The sequence below is a fragment of the Sphingomonas sp. genome (assembly GCF_017745215.1).
In the GTDB taxonomy this organism is placed as follows: domain Bacteria; phylum Pseudomonadota; class Alphaproteobacteria; order Sphingomonadales; family Sphingomonadaceae; genus Sphingomonas.
On the sequence record NZ_JAGHZV010000003.1, the window covers coordinates 16073 to 32805 of the forward strand.

The window sequence follows — 16733 nt, forward strand, 5'->3', positions numbered from 1 at the left end:
GTTGCCGAACTGCTTACAGGACTGTCAGTAGCCCGGCAACCAACCCCGCGCGACGAAGGACGTGAGCGTGGCGCGAATCCTCAATAGTCCTTCGAATAGCGCAGGCTGACGCTCGATCCGCCAAATGCACCCGCCTGTGAGAGGATCGACAGCGAGCGGCTCAGCGCGATCTCGAGCTGGGTGGCGGTGAAGCCGCGGGTGTCGGTGATGATCTCCACATAGATGTCGTTGGTGATGTACTTGCCCGCCGCCAGCGCCGTGCCGCGGCCGGTGGTGTCATCGGCGCTGAGGATGCGGAGACGGTCGATCCCCACCACCGTCCGCAGCTTGCCGAGCGGATTCAGGCCCCCGCCGCCGCCCCGCAGCGAGTTGAGCGCCGCCGCGAGCTGGATCGCCTCGGTCGCCGAGAGGCTGGTCACCGAGCTGCCGAACAGGATGCGCGACAGCACTTCCTCCTGCGGCAGCGCGGGCGAGGAGGTGAAGCTGATCTGCGGCCGCTCGGCAGTGCCGGTGACGTTGAGGATCGCGGTGACGCCCTCGGCCGTCGTCTCGGCCTGGATGTCGATCGTCGGGTTGGAGAGGCGACTGCCCTGGAAGCGGATCGTGCCGCGCTCGATGTCGAAGCGCCGCCCGGCGAAGTCGTAGGTGCCGCGCACGATCGTCGCACTACCGCCGATCTCGGGCGCGGCCGAGGTGCCGCCGACGGTGATGTTCGCCGACCATTCGGACTCGAGCCCCATGCCGCGCACGAACATCTGGTTGTCCGCGCGGATGCGCAGCGCCAGGTCGAACCTGCCGAAGCGCGCGGCGCGGCGCTGCGCCTCAGTCGGCGGCGCCTCGCCCTTGCGCCGCACGCCGCTGAGCTCGGCGACTTCGGCAGCGCCCTGGCGGATCACTTCGTAATTCGCCTCGGGCAGGGTGAGCGTCCCCTCGATCCGCCCGCCGTCGGGGCCGTGGGTGACATGGACCTGCCCCGTCGCGGTCGCGCCCAGCGACTCGCTGCGCGCCAGCCGGGCGTTGGCGAGGTCGGCGGTGATATCGATCGGGAAGCCCGCGGCCGAGGAGAGCCCGACGCTGCCCTGAGCCTTCACCGTCCCCGATCCGGCGACTGCGCTCGCCGAGACGATCTCGAGCCGGTCCGCAGTGAAGCGCCCGTCGATCTTGAGGCTCGAGAGCCGCGTGCCGAGCGTCTCATTCTCATAGACGAGGTTGCTCGCCTTCACGACGCCGCTCAGCTGCGGCGCCTCGACCTGGCCCGAGAAGTCCGCGGCGATGCCCACGGGCCCGCTCAGTTGTTGTCCGCTGAGCCCGGCGAGCGAGAAGAGCGGCGCGGCGGGGCCGTTGTAGCGGATGCCGCCGCTCAAGGGCGCCCTCACCAGCCGCTCGCGCCACGGCCCCGCCTCGGGCCCGAGCGGTCGCATCGTCGCGACCAGCCGGCCGATCGTCGAGCCGCCGCGCTTGACGAGCGCATGGACGTCACCGCCGTCGGGCAACAGCCGGCCCGCGAGCGTCACGTCGACCGCCGAGGAGACGCTCGACAAGGTGGAACGGGTAAAGCCGGTGACGTCGAGCCGTGCATCGGCGCGCGGGAAGGCATCGGGCGTCGCCTGGGTGAAGTCGATCGCGCCGGTCGCGGTGCCGCCGATGCCGAGCCCGGGCACGAAGGCATTGACCACCGCCAGGTCGACCTTCTCGAGCCGCGTCTGGAGCGTGAGGCCGCCGCCATAGCTGCCCGCGACCAGCGCCGAGCCCTGGTCGAAGCTGATCCGCCCGGGCTCGAGCCGGTATTTGCCGTCCTCGGGCACGATCCGGAGCGGCGTGGGGGTGCGGAACAGCACGCCGCTGCTCTCGCCCTGGAGCGCGACCAGCCACAGCCTGGGATCGAGCTTGGCATTCGCCGCGACGGTGAAGGGCACCCCTGACGAGCCGTTGGCGAGCAGTTGCGCAGTGCCGGCGCCGCCGTGATAGTCGATCTTCGCGCGCGCGGTCTGGAGCACCAGCTGGCCACTGCGCAGGTTGGCGATCTGGACGTCGCCGTTGATCTGCGGCGTCTCCGTCAACAGGATATCCCCAGCGATCAGCGCGCGGCCGATCGTCAGTTCGGCGACGCCGGGGATCTGGGCGTTGGTCGCGCTCGCATTGATCGCCGCATGCTGGGTTGCGCCCCGCGCATCGAGCGTCGCGCGGCCGGTCACGCCCGATCCGGTGAAGGCGAGCTGCCCCGCGAACGGCCCCGCCTCGGTCTGCGCGACCTTGCCGGTGACATCCATTCCCGCGAACCGCCCCGAGCGGATGGTGACTATGGTCAGTTTTCCGGTCTCGACCAGCGCATCGGCGTTGAACGGCCCATAGTTGGTCCCGCCGCTCGCCTGGACGGCATAGGCGCCGCCCTGCCCCTTCACCTTCGCCTCGAGGTCGACCAGCCCGATCCCCAGCCCCGGCTTGGGCGCGCGCAACAGCACTTCGGGGGCATTCACCGTGCCCGTCACCTTGGCGGTGAGCGGCCCGTAGCGCGTCGACACCGCCTCCGCATCGATCAGCAGCGCGCCGTTCGCGCCATAGCGCCCCGATCCCTTGGTCACCCGGAACAGCGGCGCCTCGAGCCGTACGTCGCGGAAGCCGATCCCGCCATCATTGCCCAGCGCCAGCCGCACCGAGCCGCTGGCGTTGCCGCCGAGGAAGTCCGCGAGCCCGCCGTTCAGGATCTTCGAGCTCTTGCCGACGACCTGCCCGTCGAGCCCCCAGCCGCCGCCCGGCGCGGGCTTCAGCTTGGCGTCGGCAGTGAGGCTCACCACGGCGATGCCGTCGATCACATAGTCGTTGAGCCGCCCCTTGAGCGCGGCGTTGTAGGTCCCGGCGCTCAGGTCAGCGACGACCAGCGCCGTCGCGTCGAGCCGGTCCGAATGGAGCTTGAGATTGTCCGAGAGCAGCTGGTCGCCCGAGATGGCGAGGTCGCCGTTCACGGTGAGGTTGGTGAGCAGGCCGCCCGCCGCGGCGTCGACCCCCACCACCCGCGCTGCCTTGGCCTTGACCGGCACCAGGATATGGTCGGCATCGACGCGCGCCTTGCCCTCGGCATAGAGCCGCTCGACCAGCGTGTTGCCGAAGCCCAGCGCCGCGGCGCTCAGCTTGTAGTCGACCAGCGGCCGCGCGAACGGCCCGTCGAACTGCGCCGCCAGCCGCACGTCGCGGCCCGCGAGGTTGGGCGCCATCTCGCCGGGCTCGAGCAGCATCGCTTCGACCCGGAAGCCGCCGAACCGGCTCTCGCCCAGATCGAGCAGTCCCTTGCCGTCGACCTGCATCGCCGCCGAGCGCAGGCTGAATTGCGTGTCGGCCTTGCGGTCGCTCCAGCCGCAGTCGAGCGACACTTCGACCTGCGGCGCGGCGAGCCGTTCCACCGGGCCCTTCATGTAGAGGCCCGGCTGCGCAGTGCCGCGGACGTGGAAGGTGCCCGATTGCTGCTGGATCGCGAGCTCGGCGAGCTCCTGCCCGCCGAGCGTGCTCACCGCCTGGCCGTTCCAGCGCTTCCAGTCGCCGTCGCCCTGGATCGAGAGGGTGAAAGCCTTGTCGAGCCCGGCCAGCCCCGCCACCAGCCCGCCCCTGGGGGCGTTGAGTCGCAGGTCGATGTCGAGCTTGTTGGCGTCGGGCACCGCGTCGAGCTTGAGCGCCAGCCGGTCGCCGCCCGCGATCCCGGGCGCCGCGACCGCACCGCCGTCCGCGACAATCTGAGCGCGCCCGTCGGAAAGATGCGCGCTTCCCGTCAGGCTCGCGACATGGCGCTGGCCGGTGACCGCGGGATCGAAGTCGATCTTCGTCAGGTTCAGCCTGGCGATATCGATCGCGATGTCCGGGAGGATCGGCGCATTGGGATCGCTCGGCACCGCCTTGAGCGCCGGCATGCGCGAGACATGCACCAGCGGGCTCGCCAGCTCGCGCACGTCGAGCCGGTTGCCGAAATAGCGCAGCGGCCGCCAGTCGAGCTTGACCTCGCTCGCGCTGACGAAGGCGCCCTTGCTGTCGCGCACTTCGAAATCGTGGAGCGTCATCGCGCCATAGATCGAGCCGTCGATCCGCCCGACGCGGAAGTTCAGCCCCGATTCGAGCGAGATGCGCGCGATCTGCCGCGCGATGAAGGCGTGTCCGGGTCCGGTGTCGATCGCGATCAGCGCCGCGCCCGCCAGCGCGACCAGCACGGCGACGACGATCGCCGCGCCCTTCGCCACCGTCCGCCACGGCCCTCGCTCGCGCCGCACCACGACGACATCGGGCTCGCGGGGTGTTTCGGACGTGTCGGGGAGCGTTTCCTCGGCCATCAGAAGGCCTGCCCGATCGAAATGTAGAGCGCGAGCTTCGATTCGCCCGGCTTGCGGTTGATCGGCGTGGCGAAGTCGACGCGAATCGGGCCGAAATTGGTGTAGAAGCGCCCGCCGATGCCCGCGCCGACGCGGATCCCCTCCAGCGACGGCCACATCCTGTCGGTCACCTGGCCCGCGTCGATGAACGGCACGATGCCATAGTCGCCGAAGCGGTAACGCGCCTCGATCGCGAACTCGCTGAGCCCGCGCCCGCCCACCGGCTTGCCGTCGGGCGAGCGGGGGCCGAGCTCCTGATAGCCGAAGCCGCGCACCGATCCGCCGCCGCCGGCATAATAGCGCCGCGAGGGCGGCAGGTCGTCGCGTGCGATCCCCTGGATCGATCCGAAGCGCGCGCGGCCGGCGATCACGATGCTGTCGGACACCGGATAATAGGCCGTGCCCTCGATCATCGTGCGCACATAGGGCCGCGCCGCGCCGCGCACCGAGGTCTCGGGGCTGATGTTGAGCTTCGCGCGATAGCCGCGCGTCGGGTTGAGGAGGTTGTCCGAGCGATCATAGCCGAGGAAGCCGGGCGCCGCGAGGATCAGCCAGGTCCCGCGATCGCGCGCGCCTTTGTTGTAATTGTACCGGTCCTCGTTGGTGCCGACGAGCTCGGCCCCGTAGAACCACGTCCAGCGCTTCTGCCAGATCGGCGTGGAATCGAACGAGACGCGCGCCGAAAGCGAGCCGGTATAGGCGTCGAACGCTTCGTAGTTGTTGTGGTCGGCGGCGACGCCGATCTGCACCGTGCGGTCGCGCCGCCCGGCGTTCGAGCGGCGGAAGGTCGCGGTGGCGCCCTGCTCGCGCGTGCCCGCGACGCCGGTGAGGATCAGCGCGCCTTCGGGCGGGAAGAGGTTGCGGTGCGTCCAGCTGCCCTCCAGCCGCAGCCCCTGGCCGGTCGAGTAGCCCGCCGTGGCCGCGATCGTGCGCTGGCGGCCGGCGTCCTGGCGCACGCGAAGGTCGACATATTCGGCGCCGTCGGGGGCGATGATCCCGGTGCGCACCGGCTCGACCGACACGTTCGAGAAGAGGCTCGTCGCGATCAGCGCCTCGCGCAGGTCATCGACCTTGCGGCTGTCGTACACTTCGCCGCGCTTGAACCGCACCAGCGAGCCGACATGGTCCGACCCGAACGCGCGCCGCCGGCCGCTCACGGTGAACCAGCCGAAGCGCGAGAAAGGCCCGGTCTCGACCGGCAGCGTGTAGTCGCCCTTGCGCGTGTCGGGATCGAGCAGGATGTCGCGCTGGCCGACCTCGACGAAGGGATAGCCCTGCTGGGGGAGCTTGAGGCTGACATTGGCCTCGGCGCCCTGGACGCGCGTCGCTTCGATCGGATCGCCGATGAACAGCGGCAGCTCGCGCTCGACGACGCCCTGGGGCGTCCCCGACGGCGTCACCACCGTCACCGAGCCGAGCTTGTAGAGCGGCCCCGGAGTCGTCGAGATCACGGCGCGCAGGTCGAGCGAGCCCTTGGGATATTGCTCGACCGAGGAGAGCGCGGTCGCGTCATAATAGCCGAGCGACTGGAGGAGACGCAGCGCCAGCCGCTCGTCCTCGCGCGCCCGGGCAGCGACCATCGCGGCATTGGCGGCCTTGCCCTTGCCCTTCTCGAGCGCCGAGAGGCCGCGGAACTCGTCGTCGAGCCCGAGCTCGTCGAGGCCCTGGAGCAGCGTGGTGTAGCGGATCACCACCGTCTTGTCGTCGGTCTCGGCTGCGTCGGTCGGCTGCGCGGTGACGTCGAAGGCGGAGAGCGGAGGCAGCGGCGCGGCAAGCTCGGGCTCCTGCTCGGGCACCGGCGCGAGCGCTTCGATATGCTCGGCGACGGCCTTGCTGCTCGCGTCGGCCGCGACCGGGGCCGTATTCTCGGGCAGGGGCGCGAGCGGCGCGTCGAGGTCGCCGGTCACTTGCGGCATCTGCGCTTCGAACTCGGCGTCGGGGATGATCGGCTTCTCGTCCGCGACGGCCGGGTCGGGCGAGGCATCCTGCGGCGGCGTCGGACTGGAGGCGGGTGCGCCCTGCCCCGGCTGGCCGCCCGGCGAGATCTGGGCATGCGCGACGGCCGGCACCAGGGCCGTCCCGGCCAGCGCCGCTACCCACACCAGTCTTACCCCCTTGCGCAACGCGTCTCCTTCCGGGGGCCGGTGTTCCGGCCTCCCCCTTGCGTAACCTTCGGAGACGGAAATGGCTCCGAAACGTTTCGCAAGGGTGGACGCCTAGGCGGCGGTGCCCCGGAACGGAAGGGAAAGCGTCAATCCCGCGCCTTCACCCGTGCACGGAACCGGTGGAGCAGCGGCTCGGTATAGCCGTTGGGCTGTTCGACGCCTTCGAACACCAGCGCGCGCGCCGCCTGGTATGCGAGGCTGGTCGCTTCGTTGCCCGCCATCGGCCGGTAGAGCGGATCGCCGGCATTCTGCGCATCGACCTTCGCGGCCATGCGCTTCAGCGCCGCCTCGACGTCCGCCGCGCTCGCCACGCCGTGGAGCATCCAGTTCGCCATGTGCTGCGACGAGATGCGCAGGGTCGCGCGGTCCTCCATCAGCCCGACGTCGTGGATGTCGGGCACCTTCGAGCAGCCGACGCCCTGATCGACCCAGCGCACGACATAGCCGAGGATGCCCTGGGCATTGTTGTCGAGCTCGCGCGCGACGTCTTCCGTGCTCCAGTTGCGCCCGCGCGTGACGGGGATGGTGAGCAGCGGGGCCAGCCCCGGCACCGCCTCGCCGGCGATCTCCTTCTGCCGCGCGAAGACGTCGACCTGGTGATAGTGCATCGCGTGGAGAGTCGCCGCGGTGGGCGACGGCACCCAGGCGGTGTTCGCGCCGCTCCTCGGATGCGCCACCTTCTGGGCAAGCATGTCCGCCATCCGGTCGGGCGCGGCCCACATGCCCTTGCCGATCTGCGCCTTGCCCGAGAGGCCACAGGCGAGCCCGATGCGGACGTTGCGGTCCTCATAGGCCGAGATCCAGCTCGCCGCCTTCATCTCGCCCTTGGGGATCATCGGGCCGGCGCGCATGCTGGTGCGGATCTCGTCGCCGGTGCGATCGAGGAAGCCGGTGTTGATGAACACGATCCGGTCCTTCACCGCTTCGATGCACGCCGCGAGATTGGCCGAGGTGCGCCGCTCCTCGTCCATCACGCCGACCTTGATCGTGTGGCGCGCGAGGCCGAGCAGGTCCTCGACCGCGTCGAACAGCCGGTTGGTGAAGCCGGCCTCCCCGGGGCCGTGCATCTTGGGCTTGACGATGTAGACGCTGCCCGAGCGGCTGTTGCGAATGTCGCGAACATCGCCCAGCGCGCGCAGGTCGTACATCGCGATCAGGCTGGTGACGATCGCATCGAGGATGCCCTCGGGCGCCTCGCCGCCGTCGTCGAGCAGCAGCGCGGGCGTGGTCATGAGGTGGCCGACGTTGCGCACGAACAGCAGCGAGCGGCCGGGGAGCTTCAGCTCGCCGCCGTCCGGCAGGTCGTAGAGCCGATCCGCGTTCATCCGCCGCGTCATCGCGCGGCCGCCCTTGTCGAAGGTCTCCTCGAGGTCGCCCCGCATCAGCCCGAGCCAATTGGCATAGGCCGCGACCTTGTCCTCCGCATCGACCGCGGCGACCGAATCCTCGAGGTCGACGATCGCGGTCAGCGCCGATTCGAGCAGCACGTCGGCGATGCCCGCAGGATCGTCGCGGCCGATCGGGTGCGAGCGATCGATCACGACCTCGACGTGCAGGCCATGGTGGCGGAACAGCAGCGACTCCCCGCGGCTCGCCACGAACTGCGCCGGATCGGCGAGCGGCAGGTCGCCGCCCGTCCAGTCGGCCCAGCCAATCCCGGCGAGCGGCACGGCCTGGTCGAGGAAGGTCTTGGCGAACGCGATCACCTGCGCGCCGCGCTCGGGATCATAGCCGCCCGGCTTCGCTGCGCCGGGCAGCGCATCGGTGCCGTAGAGCGCGTCGTAGAGGCTCCCCCAGCGCGCATTGGCGGCATTGAGCACGAAGCGCGCGTTGAGCACGGGCACGACCAGTTGCGGCCCCGCCATCGTCGCGATCTCGGCGTCGACGTTCCCAGTGCCGATCGCGAAGGGCGCGGGCTCGGGCACGAGATAGCCGATCTCACGCAGGAACGCTTCCTGCGCGGAAGGATCGGCGGCACGCGCCGGATCGGCTTCGCACCACGCGTCGATCGCTTCCTGCAGCGCGTCGCGCCGGGCGAGCAGCGCGCGGTTCTCCGGCGCGAACCGGCCGAAGATCGCCGCCACGCCCCGCCAGAAGCCGTCCGCATCGATCGCAAGGCCCGGCAGCACGCGTTCCTCGAGGAAGCGCGCGAGCGGCTCGGCCACGGTCAGCCCGGCCCGGTTGAGGGACGAGACTTCGGCGGTCTGGACGGAAAGGGACATGTACTGACTCCTCGGGCTTCAACTCGAACGCCTGGGGAGGGCCTGCCCGGCCTAGACGAGGACCGCCCCGCCGATCAAGCCTCCAGCGCGCCCGCCGCCTGCTCGAGCCGTTCGAGCATGGCACGGAAGCGCGCGACTTCCTCGGCGTCCATCCCGGCGAAGATGCGCTGCTCGAGCTCGATCGCCTTGGGCGCGACCTGCTCGTACAGCGCCCAGCCCGCCTTGCTCAGCTCGAGCAGGTGCGAGCGCTGGTCGCCCGGATTGGCGCCGCGCGCGATCAGCCCGCGCTCGACCAGCGCGATCGCGGCGCGGCTCACGGTCACCTTGTCCATCCGCGTCCGCCCGCACAGCGCCTGCTGGCTCATCGCGCCATCCTCGGCGAGCACCGCGATCAGCCGCCACTCGGGGATGCGCAGGCCGAAGAGCGTGCGATAGGCGGTGGCGATCGCGTCGGACACGGCGTTGGACGCGATCGAGAGACGATAGGGCAGGAACTGGTCGAGCTTGAGCGTGGTCATCGCGCCCGATGTGGCCGCTTCGCGCCGATCGCGCAAAAAAATTCTTGGTTGCTGTCGATTCGGGCGCGGGCGGCGCGTCTCCGCGGTACGATCGCAATCCAGCGGCCGCAGCGCGAAGGAATATTCGATGAAGTACATGCTCCTGATCTACGAGGACGAACGCGAGTTCGAGGATCAGTCGGTGATCACCGAGATCACGCGCCAGCACATGGCGCTGGTCGGCGAGCTCGGCGAGGTATTCAAGGGCGGCAGCGGGCTGGTGATGACCAGCGCCGCGACCACGGTGCGCACCGCGCGCGACGGCGCCAAGTCGATCCACGACGGTCCCTTCGCCGAGACGCGCGAGCAACTCGGCGGCTATTATCTGGTCGACGTTCCCGATCTCGACGCGGCGCTGGCGATCGCGAAGCGCGTGCCGATCCGTGGTGAGGGCTCGGTCGAGGTACGGCCCCTGCTGGTCAAGTGACGCCGCTCGCCCGGGCGGCGCGCGAGGCGAGCGGGCGCGTGATCGCCGCGCTCGCCGCGCGCTTCCGCGACCTCGATCTCGCCGAGGAGAGCTTCGCCGAAGCCTGCGCACGCGCCGCCGCCGCCTGGGAGCATGCGCCGCCGCGCGACCCGGCGGCGTGGCTCTACCGCACCGCCGAGCGGATCGCACTCGATGCGCTGCGCCGACGCCGGGTGCGCGAGGCTGCCGAGCTGCCGCCGCCCGAGCTCGAGCCCGATGCCGAGGAGCGGCGGCTGATGGCCGACGACCAAATCATCCCCGACGAGCGGCTGCGGCTGGTGTTCACCTGCTGCCACCCCGCGATCGCGCCCGATTCGCGCGCGGCGCTGACGCTGCGGCTGGTCTGCGGACTGGAGACGCGCGAGATCGCCGCGGCCTTCCTCTCCCCCGAGCCGACGATCGCCCAGCGGCTCGTCCGCGCCAAGCGCAAGATCGCCGCGGCGGGGATCCCGTTCGAAGTGCCGGGACCCGAGGCCTGGGCCGAGCGGCTCGAGTCGGTGCTCGCGACGCTCGAGATCGCCTATGCCCGCGCGCATGCCGACGGCGGCGGCACCGGGCGCCACGCCGGCTATGCGGAGGAGATGCTCGGCATCACCGAGGCGCTCGCCGCGATGCTGCCGCGCGAGCGCGACGTGCTCGCGCTGGCCGCCACCGTCCGCTTCGCCGAGGCGCGCCGGCCCGCGCGCACGGATGCAAGCGGCGCAATGGTCCCGCTCGCCGAACAGGACCCGGCGCGATGGGATGCTGCACGGATTGCTGCGGGCCAGCGCTATCTCGCGCAGGCGTTGGAACTTCGCCGCATCACGCCGCGGCTGCTCCAGGCGATGATCCACGCCGAATGGTGCGCCCGCCCCAGCCTCGCCCGACCCGCGCCCTGGCCCGCGGTGCTGGCGCTCTACGACGCCCTGCTCGCTCGGCGCGATGATGCCCTCGTCCGGCTCAACCGCGCAGTCGCAATGGCGGAAATCTGCGGTCCAGCGGCTGCGCTCGAGGAAGTCGACGCGCTCGACCTGCCCGGCCTTGCCGGCTACCTCCCCTATCACGCCGTCCGCGCCGACCTGCTCGCGCGACTCGGTCTCGCCGAGTCGGCGATCCAGGCCTATGACGCGGCGCTTTCGCTCGATCCCGACAATGCCGAATGGCGTTGGTTGAAAGCCCGTCGTGACGCGGTCGACGCCAGCTTTCCGTAGGGGAAATTAACGATTGCAGTTTTTGCAATGATACCGGTAACATTCGCACTTGCAACAAATGCTGCTGCGGCGCACAAAGATCGTGCCTTTCAGGCATCCTCTCCTAAAACTTTTCAAGGCCGCCTTCGGGCGGCCCTTTTTTATTTCGGGATTGGATCGCGCTCCCCTCCCTCCCCCCACAGCGGGGAGCGCGTCGCGGAAGCTCTGGCCGGGGCATATCCCCCCATGGCCCCGGCCGGGCTTCCGCTTTCGCCTTGCTTCGGAACCGGCTCGAACATCCGTGCGTAGAACGTGCGAGACCGTTCACAAGCCTTTGGTATCCCATGTTTCCTTGGACACATCAGGCGCAGGCGACGCTGCAGGCGCTCCTGTTCGACCACGTCGCCGCGCGCGACTTCCCGTGCGTCGGGGCCAAGGCCGCGCTCGCCCGCGGCACGCTGGACGTACTCGCCTGCGACCGGATCGACAGCGCGTGGGATGACGTGCGCATCCACGACGCGCTGCTGCGATTCGCCCAGGGGTATCGCGACGATCCCGGGCTGTTCCGCAGCTTCGCGGTGATCTTCGAAGGCCCGCTGGACCTGGACGAGCGCGCGTTCGAAGCCGCGCTCTGGGCGCGCGTCCAGTCGCTCTCGGACAAGGACCGCTGGCGCGGCCAGGCCTATGACTCGCGTGTCAGCCCCGACCCTGACAGCCCGCATTTCTCGCTGAGCTTCGGCGGTGAAGCCTTCTTCATCGTCGGGCTCCACCCCCATGCCAGCCGGCCGGCACGACGGTTCGAGCGGCCCGCGCTGGTGTTCAACCTCCACGACCAGTTCGAGCGGTTGCGCGAGGAAGGCAAATATGAGGGGATGCGCGAGAAGATCCTCACCCGCGACGAAGCACTGGCCGGGTCGCGCAACCCGATGCTCGCGCGCCACGGCGAAGCGAGCGAGGCGCGCCAGTACAGCGGGCGCGTCGTCGATGCCGACTGGCGCTGCCCTTTCCACTATGCCGGAGACGACCGATAGACACGCACGTCATCCCCGAGCGCAGCGGCACCGCCTTCGAGCTCGCGAAGGGCGACACGCTGGTGGTGATCGACCCGCGGGGCGAGCAGGTCGCCGACCTGCTGGCGTTCAACGCGGCCGACCTGGGCGAAGTCATCTCCTCGGGCCGCACGCTCGACTATGCAGAGACGATCCGCCTCACCACCGGCCATAGCCTCTATTCGAACCGATCGAACGCGATGCTCGAGATCGTCTCGGACAGCGTGGGCCGGCACGATTTCCTGCTGACGCCCTGCTCGGTCGACACCTTCCACCATTTCTACCCCGACCTGCCGCCGCACCGCGGCTGCTTCGGCAATCTGGCGGAGGCGCTCGCGCCCTATGGGGTCAAGCCGGACGCGATTCCGGTGGCGTTCAACTGCTTCATGAACGTGCCGGTCGATGGCGAGACGGGGAAGCTCCGTGTCCTCCCGCCGATCAGCAAGGCCGGCGACCATATCGCGCTGCGCGCCGCGATGGACCTCGTGATCGGCCTCACCGCCTGCTCGGCGCCCGATTCGAACGGCGGCAGCTTCAAGCCGATCCACTATCGGATTGAGCGCGGCTGACTCACTTCATCTGCCGCGCGATCGCCCGCCATGTCGCCTTGCCATAGGGCGGCTTGAGCCCGGCGAGCGCGTGCACGTCGAGCAATGGCTGGCGATAGACCGAGCGCGCGTGGCTGAAGGTGCGGAAGCCGACCTCGCCGTGATAGGCGCCCATCCCCGACGGGCCGATCCCGCCGAAGGGCAACTCCTCCTGGCTGACGTGGAAGATCACGTCGTTGACCGTCGCGCCTCCCGAGATCGTCCGGTCGAGCACGCGGCGGCGCTCGGCCTCGTCGCTGCCGAAATAATAGAGCGCGAGCGGCCGGTCGCGGCGGTTCACTTCGCCGATCGCCTCGTCGATCGCATCATAGCGTCGCACGGGCAGCACGGGGCCGAAGATCTCCTCCTGCATCACCGTCATCTCGTCGGTGGCGTTGCGGATGATGTGGAGCGGCATCTTGCGCGCGTTGGAAGCCGAGAAATCCTCGTTCGCCGGATTGACCTGGATGACCTCGGCGCCCTTGGCGCGGGCATCGTCGATCCATTCGGTGAGCCGGGCAAAATGCCGGTCGTTGATCACCGCGGTGTAATCGGGGTTGGCGAGCAGGCTCGGGTACATACGCGAGGCTGCGCCGATCAGCCCCTCGACCACTTCGGGCTCCTTCTCCGAGGGCACGAGCATATAGTCGGGCGCGAGGCAGATCTGCCCGGCGTTCATCATCTTGCCGATCGCGACCCGCTCGGTGGCCCGCCCGAGATCCGCCGAACGGCCGACCACCACCGGCGACTTGCCGCCGAGCTCGAGCGTCACCGGCACGAGATTGTCCGCCGCGGCGTGGAGGATATGCTTCGCAATCCCCGTCGCGCCGGTGAAAAGGAGATGGTCGAACGGCAGCTCGGCGAAGGCCTTGCCTTCCTCGGGCCCGCCGCTGACGAACGCCAGTTCCTCCTCGGCGAAATATTTGGGCGCCAGTTCCTCGAACAGCGCAGCGACCACCGGCGTATATTCGCTGGTCTTGACCATCGCGCGATTGCCAGCGGCGAACACGCCGGCGAGCGGGCTCACCACCAGGTTCACCGGGAAGTTCCACGGCGCGATCACGCCGACCACGCCCTTGGGCTGGTACTCGACCTCGCCCCTCGCGCCGAGCAGCCCGAGCGGGAAGGTCAGCGGCTTGCGCTCGGCCCTCGCCCAGCGGTCGACATGGCGGAGCGCGTGCTTCAGCGGCGCGACCGAGGCGGCGATGTCGGCAATCATCGACTGTTCGCGGCTGCGGTGACCGAAATCCTCGCTCAGCGCATCGCAGAAGCGCGCCGCATGGTCCGAGACCATCGCCGCCGCGCGCTTCAGCCGGTCCTTGCGCACCCCCAGGCTCACCGGGAGCTCCGCCATGAACGCCGCCCGCTGGCGGTCGAGGATCTCGCGCATCGTCTCTCCTATACTCCGCCCCCCCAGGTGCTCAGCCAGAGCAGCGGCCAGGCGGCGGCTGCCAGGAACACCCCCAGCGGCAAGCGATCCTGCATCCCCAGGCGCCGTCCGCCAAGCCTTAATAACATCACTGTCAGCAAGCCGAGCAGGCTGGCGGCGAGCAGCACATAGGCGAGCCCCTCCCACCCGATCCAGGCGCCGATCGCGCCGAACAGCTTGGGATCGCCGCCGCCCAGCCCCTCGCGCCCGCGCAGCCGCCGGTAGAGCGACGCGACAAGCCACAGCGAGCCGAACCCCGCGGCGAGGCCGATCAGCCGCACCTCGAGCGTCGGCCCCAGCCCGAGCAGCCCTGCGCCGATCCCGGTCAAGGCCAGCGCGCCGGTCAGCTCGTTGGGCAGCCAGAGGGCGGCAAGGTCGAGCGCACCGAGCGCGAGCAGCAGCCAGCCGCAAATCGCCAGCGCCGCGCCCTCCGGCCCCATCAACCCCGACAGCACCCCGATCGCCCCGCCGAGCAGCTCGATCGCAAGATGGCTCCGCGCGATCCGCGCCCCGCACGTCCCGCACCGCCCGCGCAACGCGAGGAAGCTCAGCACCGGCACCAGCTCGATCGGCTTCAGCGTCCGGCCGCACCCGTCGCACGCCGAGCGGCCCGAGAACGGCGAGCGCCCCTCGGGCCAGCGGATCGCCACCGTCGCGATGAAGCTGCCGAAGACCAGCCCCAGCACCCCCAGCAACGCGACCCAGGGCCAGCTAGCCGCCATGCACGGGCTTCTTGCGGATCAGGTAGCGATAGACGCCGAAGCAGTTGATCCCGAACAGCACGAGGTTCTGCGACCAGAGCGGCTCGTCGCTCGCCATCAGCGCGCCGGCGATCCAGGCGAGGCTCGAGGCGACGAAGATCGCGAACCCCCAGCCGGTCACGCGCCGTCCGAGATCGAGCGACACCATCAGCGCTGCGCTCACGCCGCTGATCGAGGCGAACCATTTGAGCATCGTGATGAGAGTCATGCAGTCCTCGGGCGCTGGATCGGAAGCGCTCCAACGCTCAGTGCAGCGTCTCGTTCTGGTCGACGCCCCAGATATGCGACTGTTCGACGAAACCGCCGCGGCCGTGGACGTCGAGATAGCACCAGCCGTTGGTGCATTGGCTGATCCGCCCCACCACGCCCGGCGCCGCGCGCCAGCTCACCCGCGAATTGAACCGCGGTGCCGCGCGCATCTCGACGATCGTGCCCTTCACCATCGCGGTGCGCGCGTCGCTCAGCATGTTGACCTGCATCCAGCCCTGGGTGCCGTCAGGGTCCTCGATCTTGCGCCACTCGTTGTAGACGGCGACGACCTTCACCGGCAGGTCCTCGCGCTGATAGAGCCAGGTCGCCGGGTACTGCCGCCCGGGGCCGGTGCGCATCCGCGCCTTGCTGACCGAGATCGACGCGAAATAGGGCGGCGTCCGCTGCGCCCAGGCCTCGCCGAGCACGAGCGCGGTAGCGCCCAATGCCAGCACGCCCATGGCGAGTGCCCTGCCGAAACCCATCCTGTCCTCTTGGTTGGAGCCGCGGCGGCGATCTAACCCGATGCCGCGTCCCGCTTCAACCCGTTGACTGTCACGCGCGGCGCGGCCAAGCCCGAAGACGATGGCAAAGGAACCGCGCCCCTCGCGTCCCAAGGTGGTCGTGACTCGCACGCTCCCCTCGGCAACCGAGGCGCGCATGGCCGAGCTGTTCGACACGCTCCCCAATACCAGCGACGCGCCGATGAGCCGCGACGCGCTCGCGGCGGCGATGGCCGATACCGACGTGTTCGTCCCCACCGTCACCGACCGGATCGACGCCGCGCTGATCGAAGGCGCTGGCGAACGCCTCCGCCTCATCGCCAATTACGGCGCGGGCGTCGGCCATATCGACCTCCAGGCCGCACGCGCGCGCCGGATCGTCGTCACCAACACGCCGGGCGTGCTCACCGAGGACACCGCCGACATGGCGATGGCGCTGATCCTCGCCACGCCGAGGCGACTGGTCGAGGGCGACAAGCTGGTGCGCGCGGGCCAGTGGACCGGCTGGTCGCCCACCGGCATGCGCGGCCACCGGATCGGCGGCAGGAAGCTCGGAATCCTCGGCATGGGCCGGATCGGCCAGGCAGTGGCGCTGAGGGCGCGCGCCTTCGGGCTCCAGATCCATTACCACAACCGCCACCGCATCGCCGAAGTGCTCGAGCACCAGCTCGGCGCGACCTGGCACGAGGACCTCGATTCGATGCTCGCCGCGGTCGACATCCTGACGATCCACAGCCCGCACACCGCCGAGACCCAGGGGCTGATCGACGCCCGCCGCCTCGACCTGCTCGGCCCCGAGGGCTGGCTGATCAACACCGCGCGCGGCGAAGTCGTCGATCCCGACGCCATGGCCGCCGCGCTCGCCGAGCGCCGCATCGCGGGCGCGGGGCTCGACGTCTATGCCGGCGAGCCCGCGATCGACCCGCGCCTGGTCGGCCTCGACAATGTCGTGCTGCTGCCCCACCTCGGCTCGGCGACCTTCGAGGGCCGCGAGGCGATGGGCGCGAAGGTGATCACCAACATCCGCGTCTGGGCGGACGGCCACCGCCCGCCGGACCAGGTGCTGGAGGGGTGGCTCTAGCCTTCGGCCGTAGCCTTTCGTCGCCCCATATCCACAACCGTCATCCCGGCGAAAGCCGGGACCCAGGGCAGCGAGCGACGTCGCCCGTGACTCCTGGGTCCCGGCTTTCGCCGGGATGACGGTTTGGAATTATGGGTAGCTGG

General features: G+C 70.0%; 13 protein-coding genes. 5 read left to right on the plus strand and 8 right to left on the minus strand.

What is annotated here, in order from left to right:
• Window positions 1–80 precede the first annotated feature (80 nt).
• The 4 genes from J7495_RS04010 to J7495_RS04025 all read right to left on the minus strand — a co-directional run bounded on the left by J7495_RS04010 (window position 81) and on the right by J7495_RS04025 (window position 9257).
• The gene (locus tag J7495_RS04010; protein WP_294054794.1) at window positions 81–4313 is read right to left on the minus strand and encodes a translocation/assembly module TamB domain-containing protein; all 4233 of its coding nucleotides are present in this window, start codon (window positions 4311–4313) and stop codon (window positions 81–83) included.
• On the minus strand, window positions 4313–6475 hold the full coding sequence (locus J7495_RS04015) for a BamA/TamA family outer membrane protein (protein ID WP_294054795.1): 2163 nt from the start codon (window positions 6473–6475) through the stop codon (window positions 4313–4315). The genes J7495_RS04010 and J7495_RS04015 overlap by 1 nt, the downstream gene beginning before the upstream one ends.
• A gap of 128 nt (window positions 6476–6603) precedes the next feature.
• Window positions 6604–8739 carry a malate synthase G gene (locus J7495_RS04020; protein WP_294054796.1) on the minus strand — a complete coding sequence of 712 codons (2136 nt, stop codon included), beginning with the start codon at window positions 8737–8739 and terminating at the stop codon, window positions 6604–6606.
• A 74-nt stretch (window positions 8740–8813) separates the two neighbouring features.
• Window positions 8814–9257 carry a MarR family transcriptional regulator gene (locus tag J7495_RS04025; protein ID WP_294054797.1) on the minus strand — a complete coding sequence of 148 codons (444 nt, stop codon included), beginning with the start codon at window positions 9255–9257 and terminating at the stop codon, window positions 8814–8816.
• Between the two features lie 127 nt (window positions 9258–9384).
• On the opposite strand from J7495_RS04025, the gene J7495_RS04030 reads away from it, so the two are divergent.
• The 4 genes from J7495_RS04030 (at window position 9385) to J7495_RS04045 (ending at window position 12549) form a co-directional block, all read left to right on the plus strand.
• Window positions 9385–9723 carry a YciI family protein gene (locus tag J7495_RS04030; protein ID WP_294054798.1) on the plus strand — a complete coding sequence of 113 codons (339 nt, stop codon included), beginning with the start codon at window positions 9385–9387 and terminating at the stop codon, window positions 9721–9723.
• Window positions 9720–10952 (plus strand): sigma-70 family RNA polymerase sigma factor, encoded by a 1233-nt coding sequence (locus J7495_RS04035; protein ID WP_294054799.1) that lies wholly within the window; start codon window positions 9720–9722, stop codon window positions 10950–10952. Before J7495_RS04030 ends, J7495_RS04035 begins: the two co-directional genes overlap by 4 nt.
• A 323-nt stretch (window positions 10953–11275) precedes the next feature.
• Window positions 11276–11962 (plus strand): guanitoxin biosynthesis heme-dependent pre-guanitoxin N-hydroxylase GntA, encoded by a 687-nt coding sequence (gene gntA / locus J7495_RS04040; RefSeq protein WP_294054800.1) that lies wholly within the window; start codon window positions 11276–11278, stop codon window positions 11960–11962.
• On the plus strand, window positions 11959–12549 hold the full coding sequence (locus J7495_RS04045) for an urea carboxylase-associated family protein (protein WP_294055057.1): 591 nt from the start codon (window positions 11959–11961) through the stop codon (window positions 12547–12549). The genes gntA and J7495_RS04045 overlap by 4 nt, the downstream gene beginning before the upstream one ends.
• 1 nt (window position 12550) lies before the next feature.
• Here J7495_RS04045 and J7495_RS04050 read toward each other — a convergent pair whose 3' ends face one another.
• Genes J7495_RS04050 through J7495_RS04065 form a run of 4 tightly spaced genes read right to left on the minus strand, consistent with a single transcriptional unit; the run spans window position 12551 to window position 15491 of the window.
• Entirely contained in the window at window positions 12551–13957 is a 1407-nt protein-coding gene (locus J7495_RS04050) for a coniferyl aldehyde dehydrogenase (protein ID WP_294054801.1), read from the minus strand.
• 8 nt (window positions 13958–13965) lie between these two features.
• Entirely contained in the window at window positions 13966–14718 is a 753-nt protein-coding gene (locus J7495_RS04055) for an A24 family peptidase (protein ID WP_294054802.1), read from the minus strand.
• The gene (locus J7495_RS04060; protein ID WP_294054803.1) at window positions 14708–14965 is read right to left on the minus strand and encodes a hypothetical protein; all 258 of its coding nucleotides are present in this window, start codon (window positions 14963–14965) and stop codon (window positions 14708–14710) included. Before J7495_RS04060 ends, J7495_RS04055 begins: the two co-directional genes overlap by 11 nt.
• A 37-nt stretch (window positions 14966–15002) precedes the next feature.
• Window positions 15003–15491, minus strand: a complete 489-nt coding sequence (locus J7495_RS04065; protein WP_294054804.1) for an SH3 domain-containing protein — start codon at window positions 15489–15491, stop codon at window positions 15003–15005.
• A 100-nt stretch (window positions 15492–15591) separates the two neighbouring features.
• On the opposite strand from J7495_RS04065, the gene J7495_RS04070 reads away from it, so the two are divergent.
• Window positions 15592–16590 (plus strand): D-glycerate dehydrogenase, encoded by a 999-nt coding sequence (locus tag J7495_RS04070; protein WP_294054805.1) that lies wholly within the window; start codon window positions 15592–15594, stop codon window positions 16588–16590.
• Window positions 16591–16733: the final 143 nt, after the last annotated feature.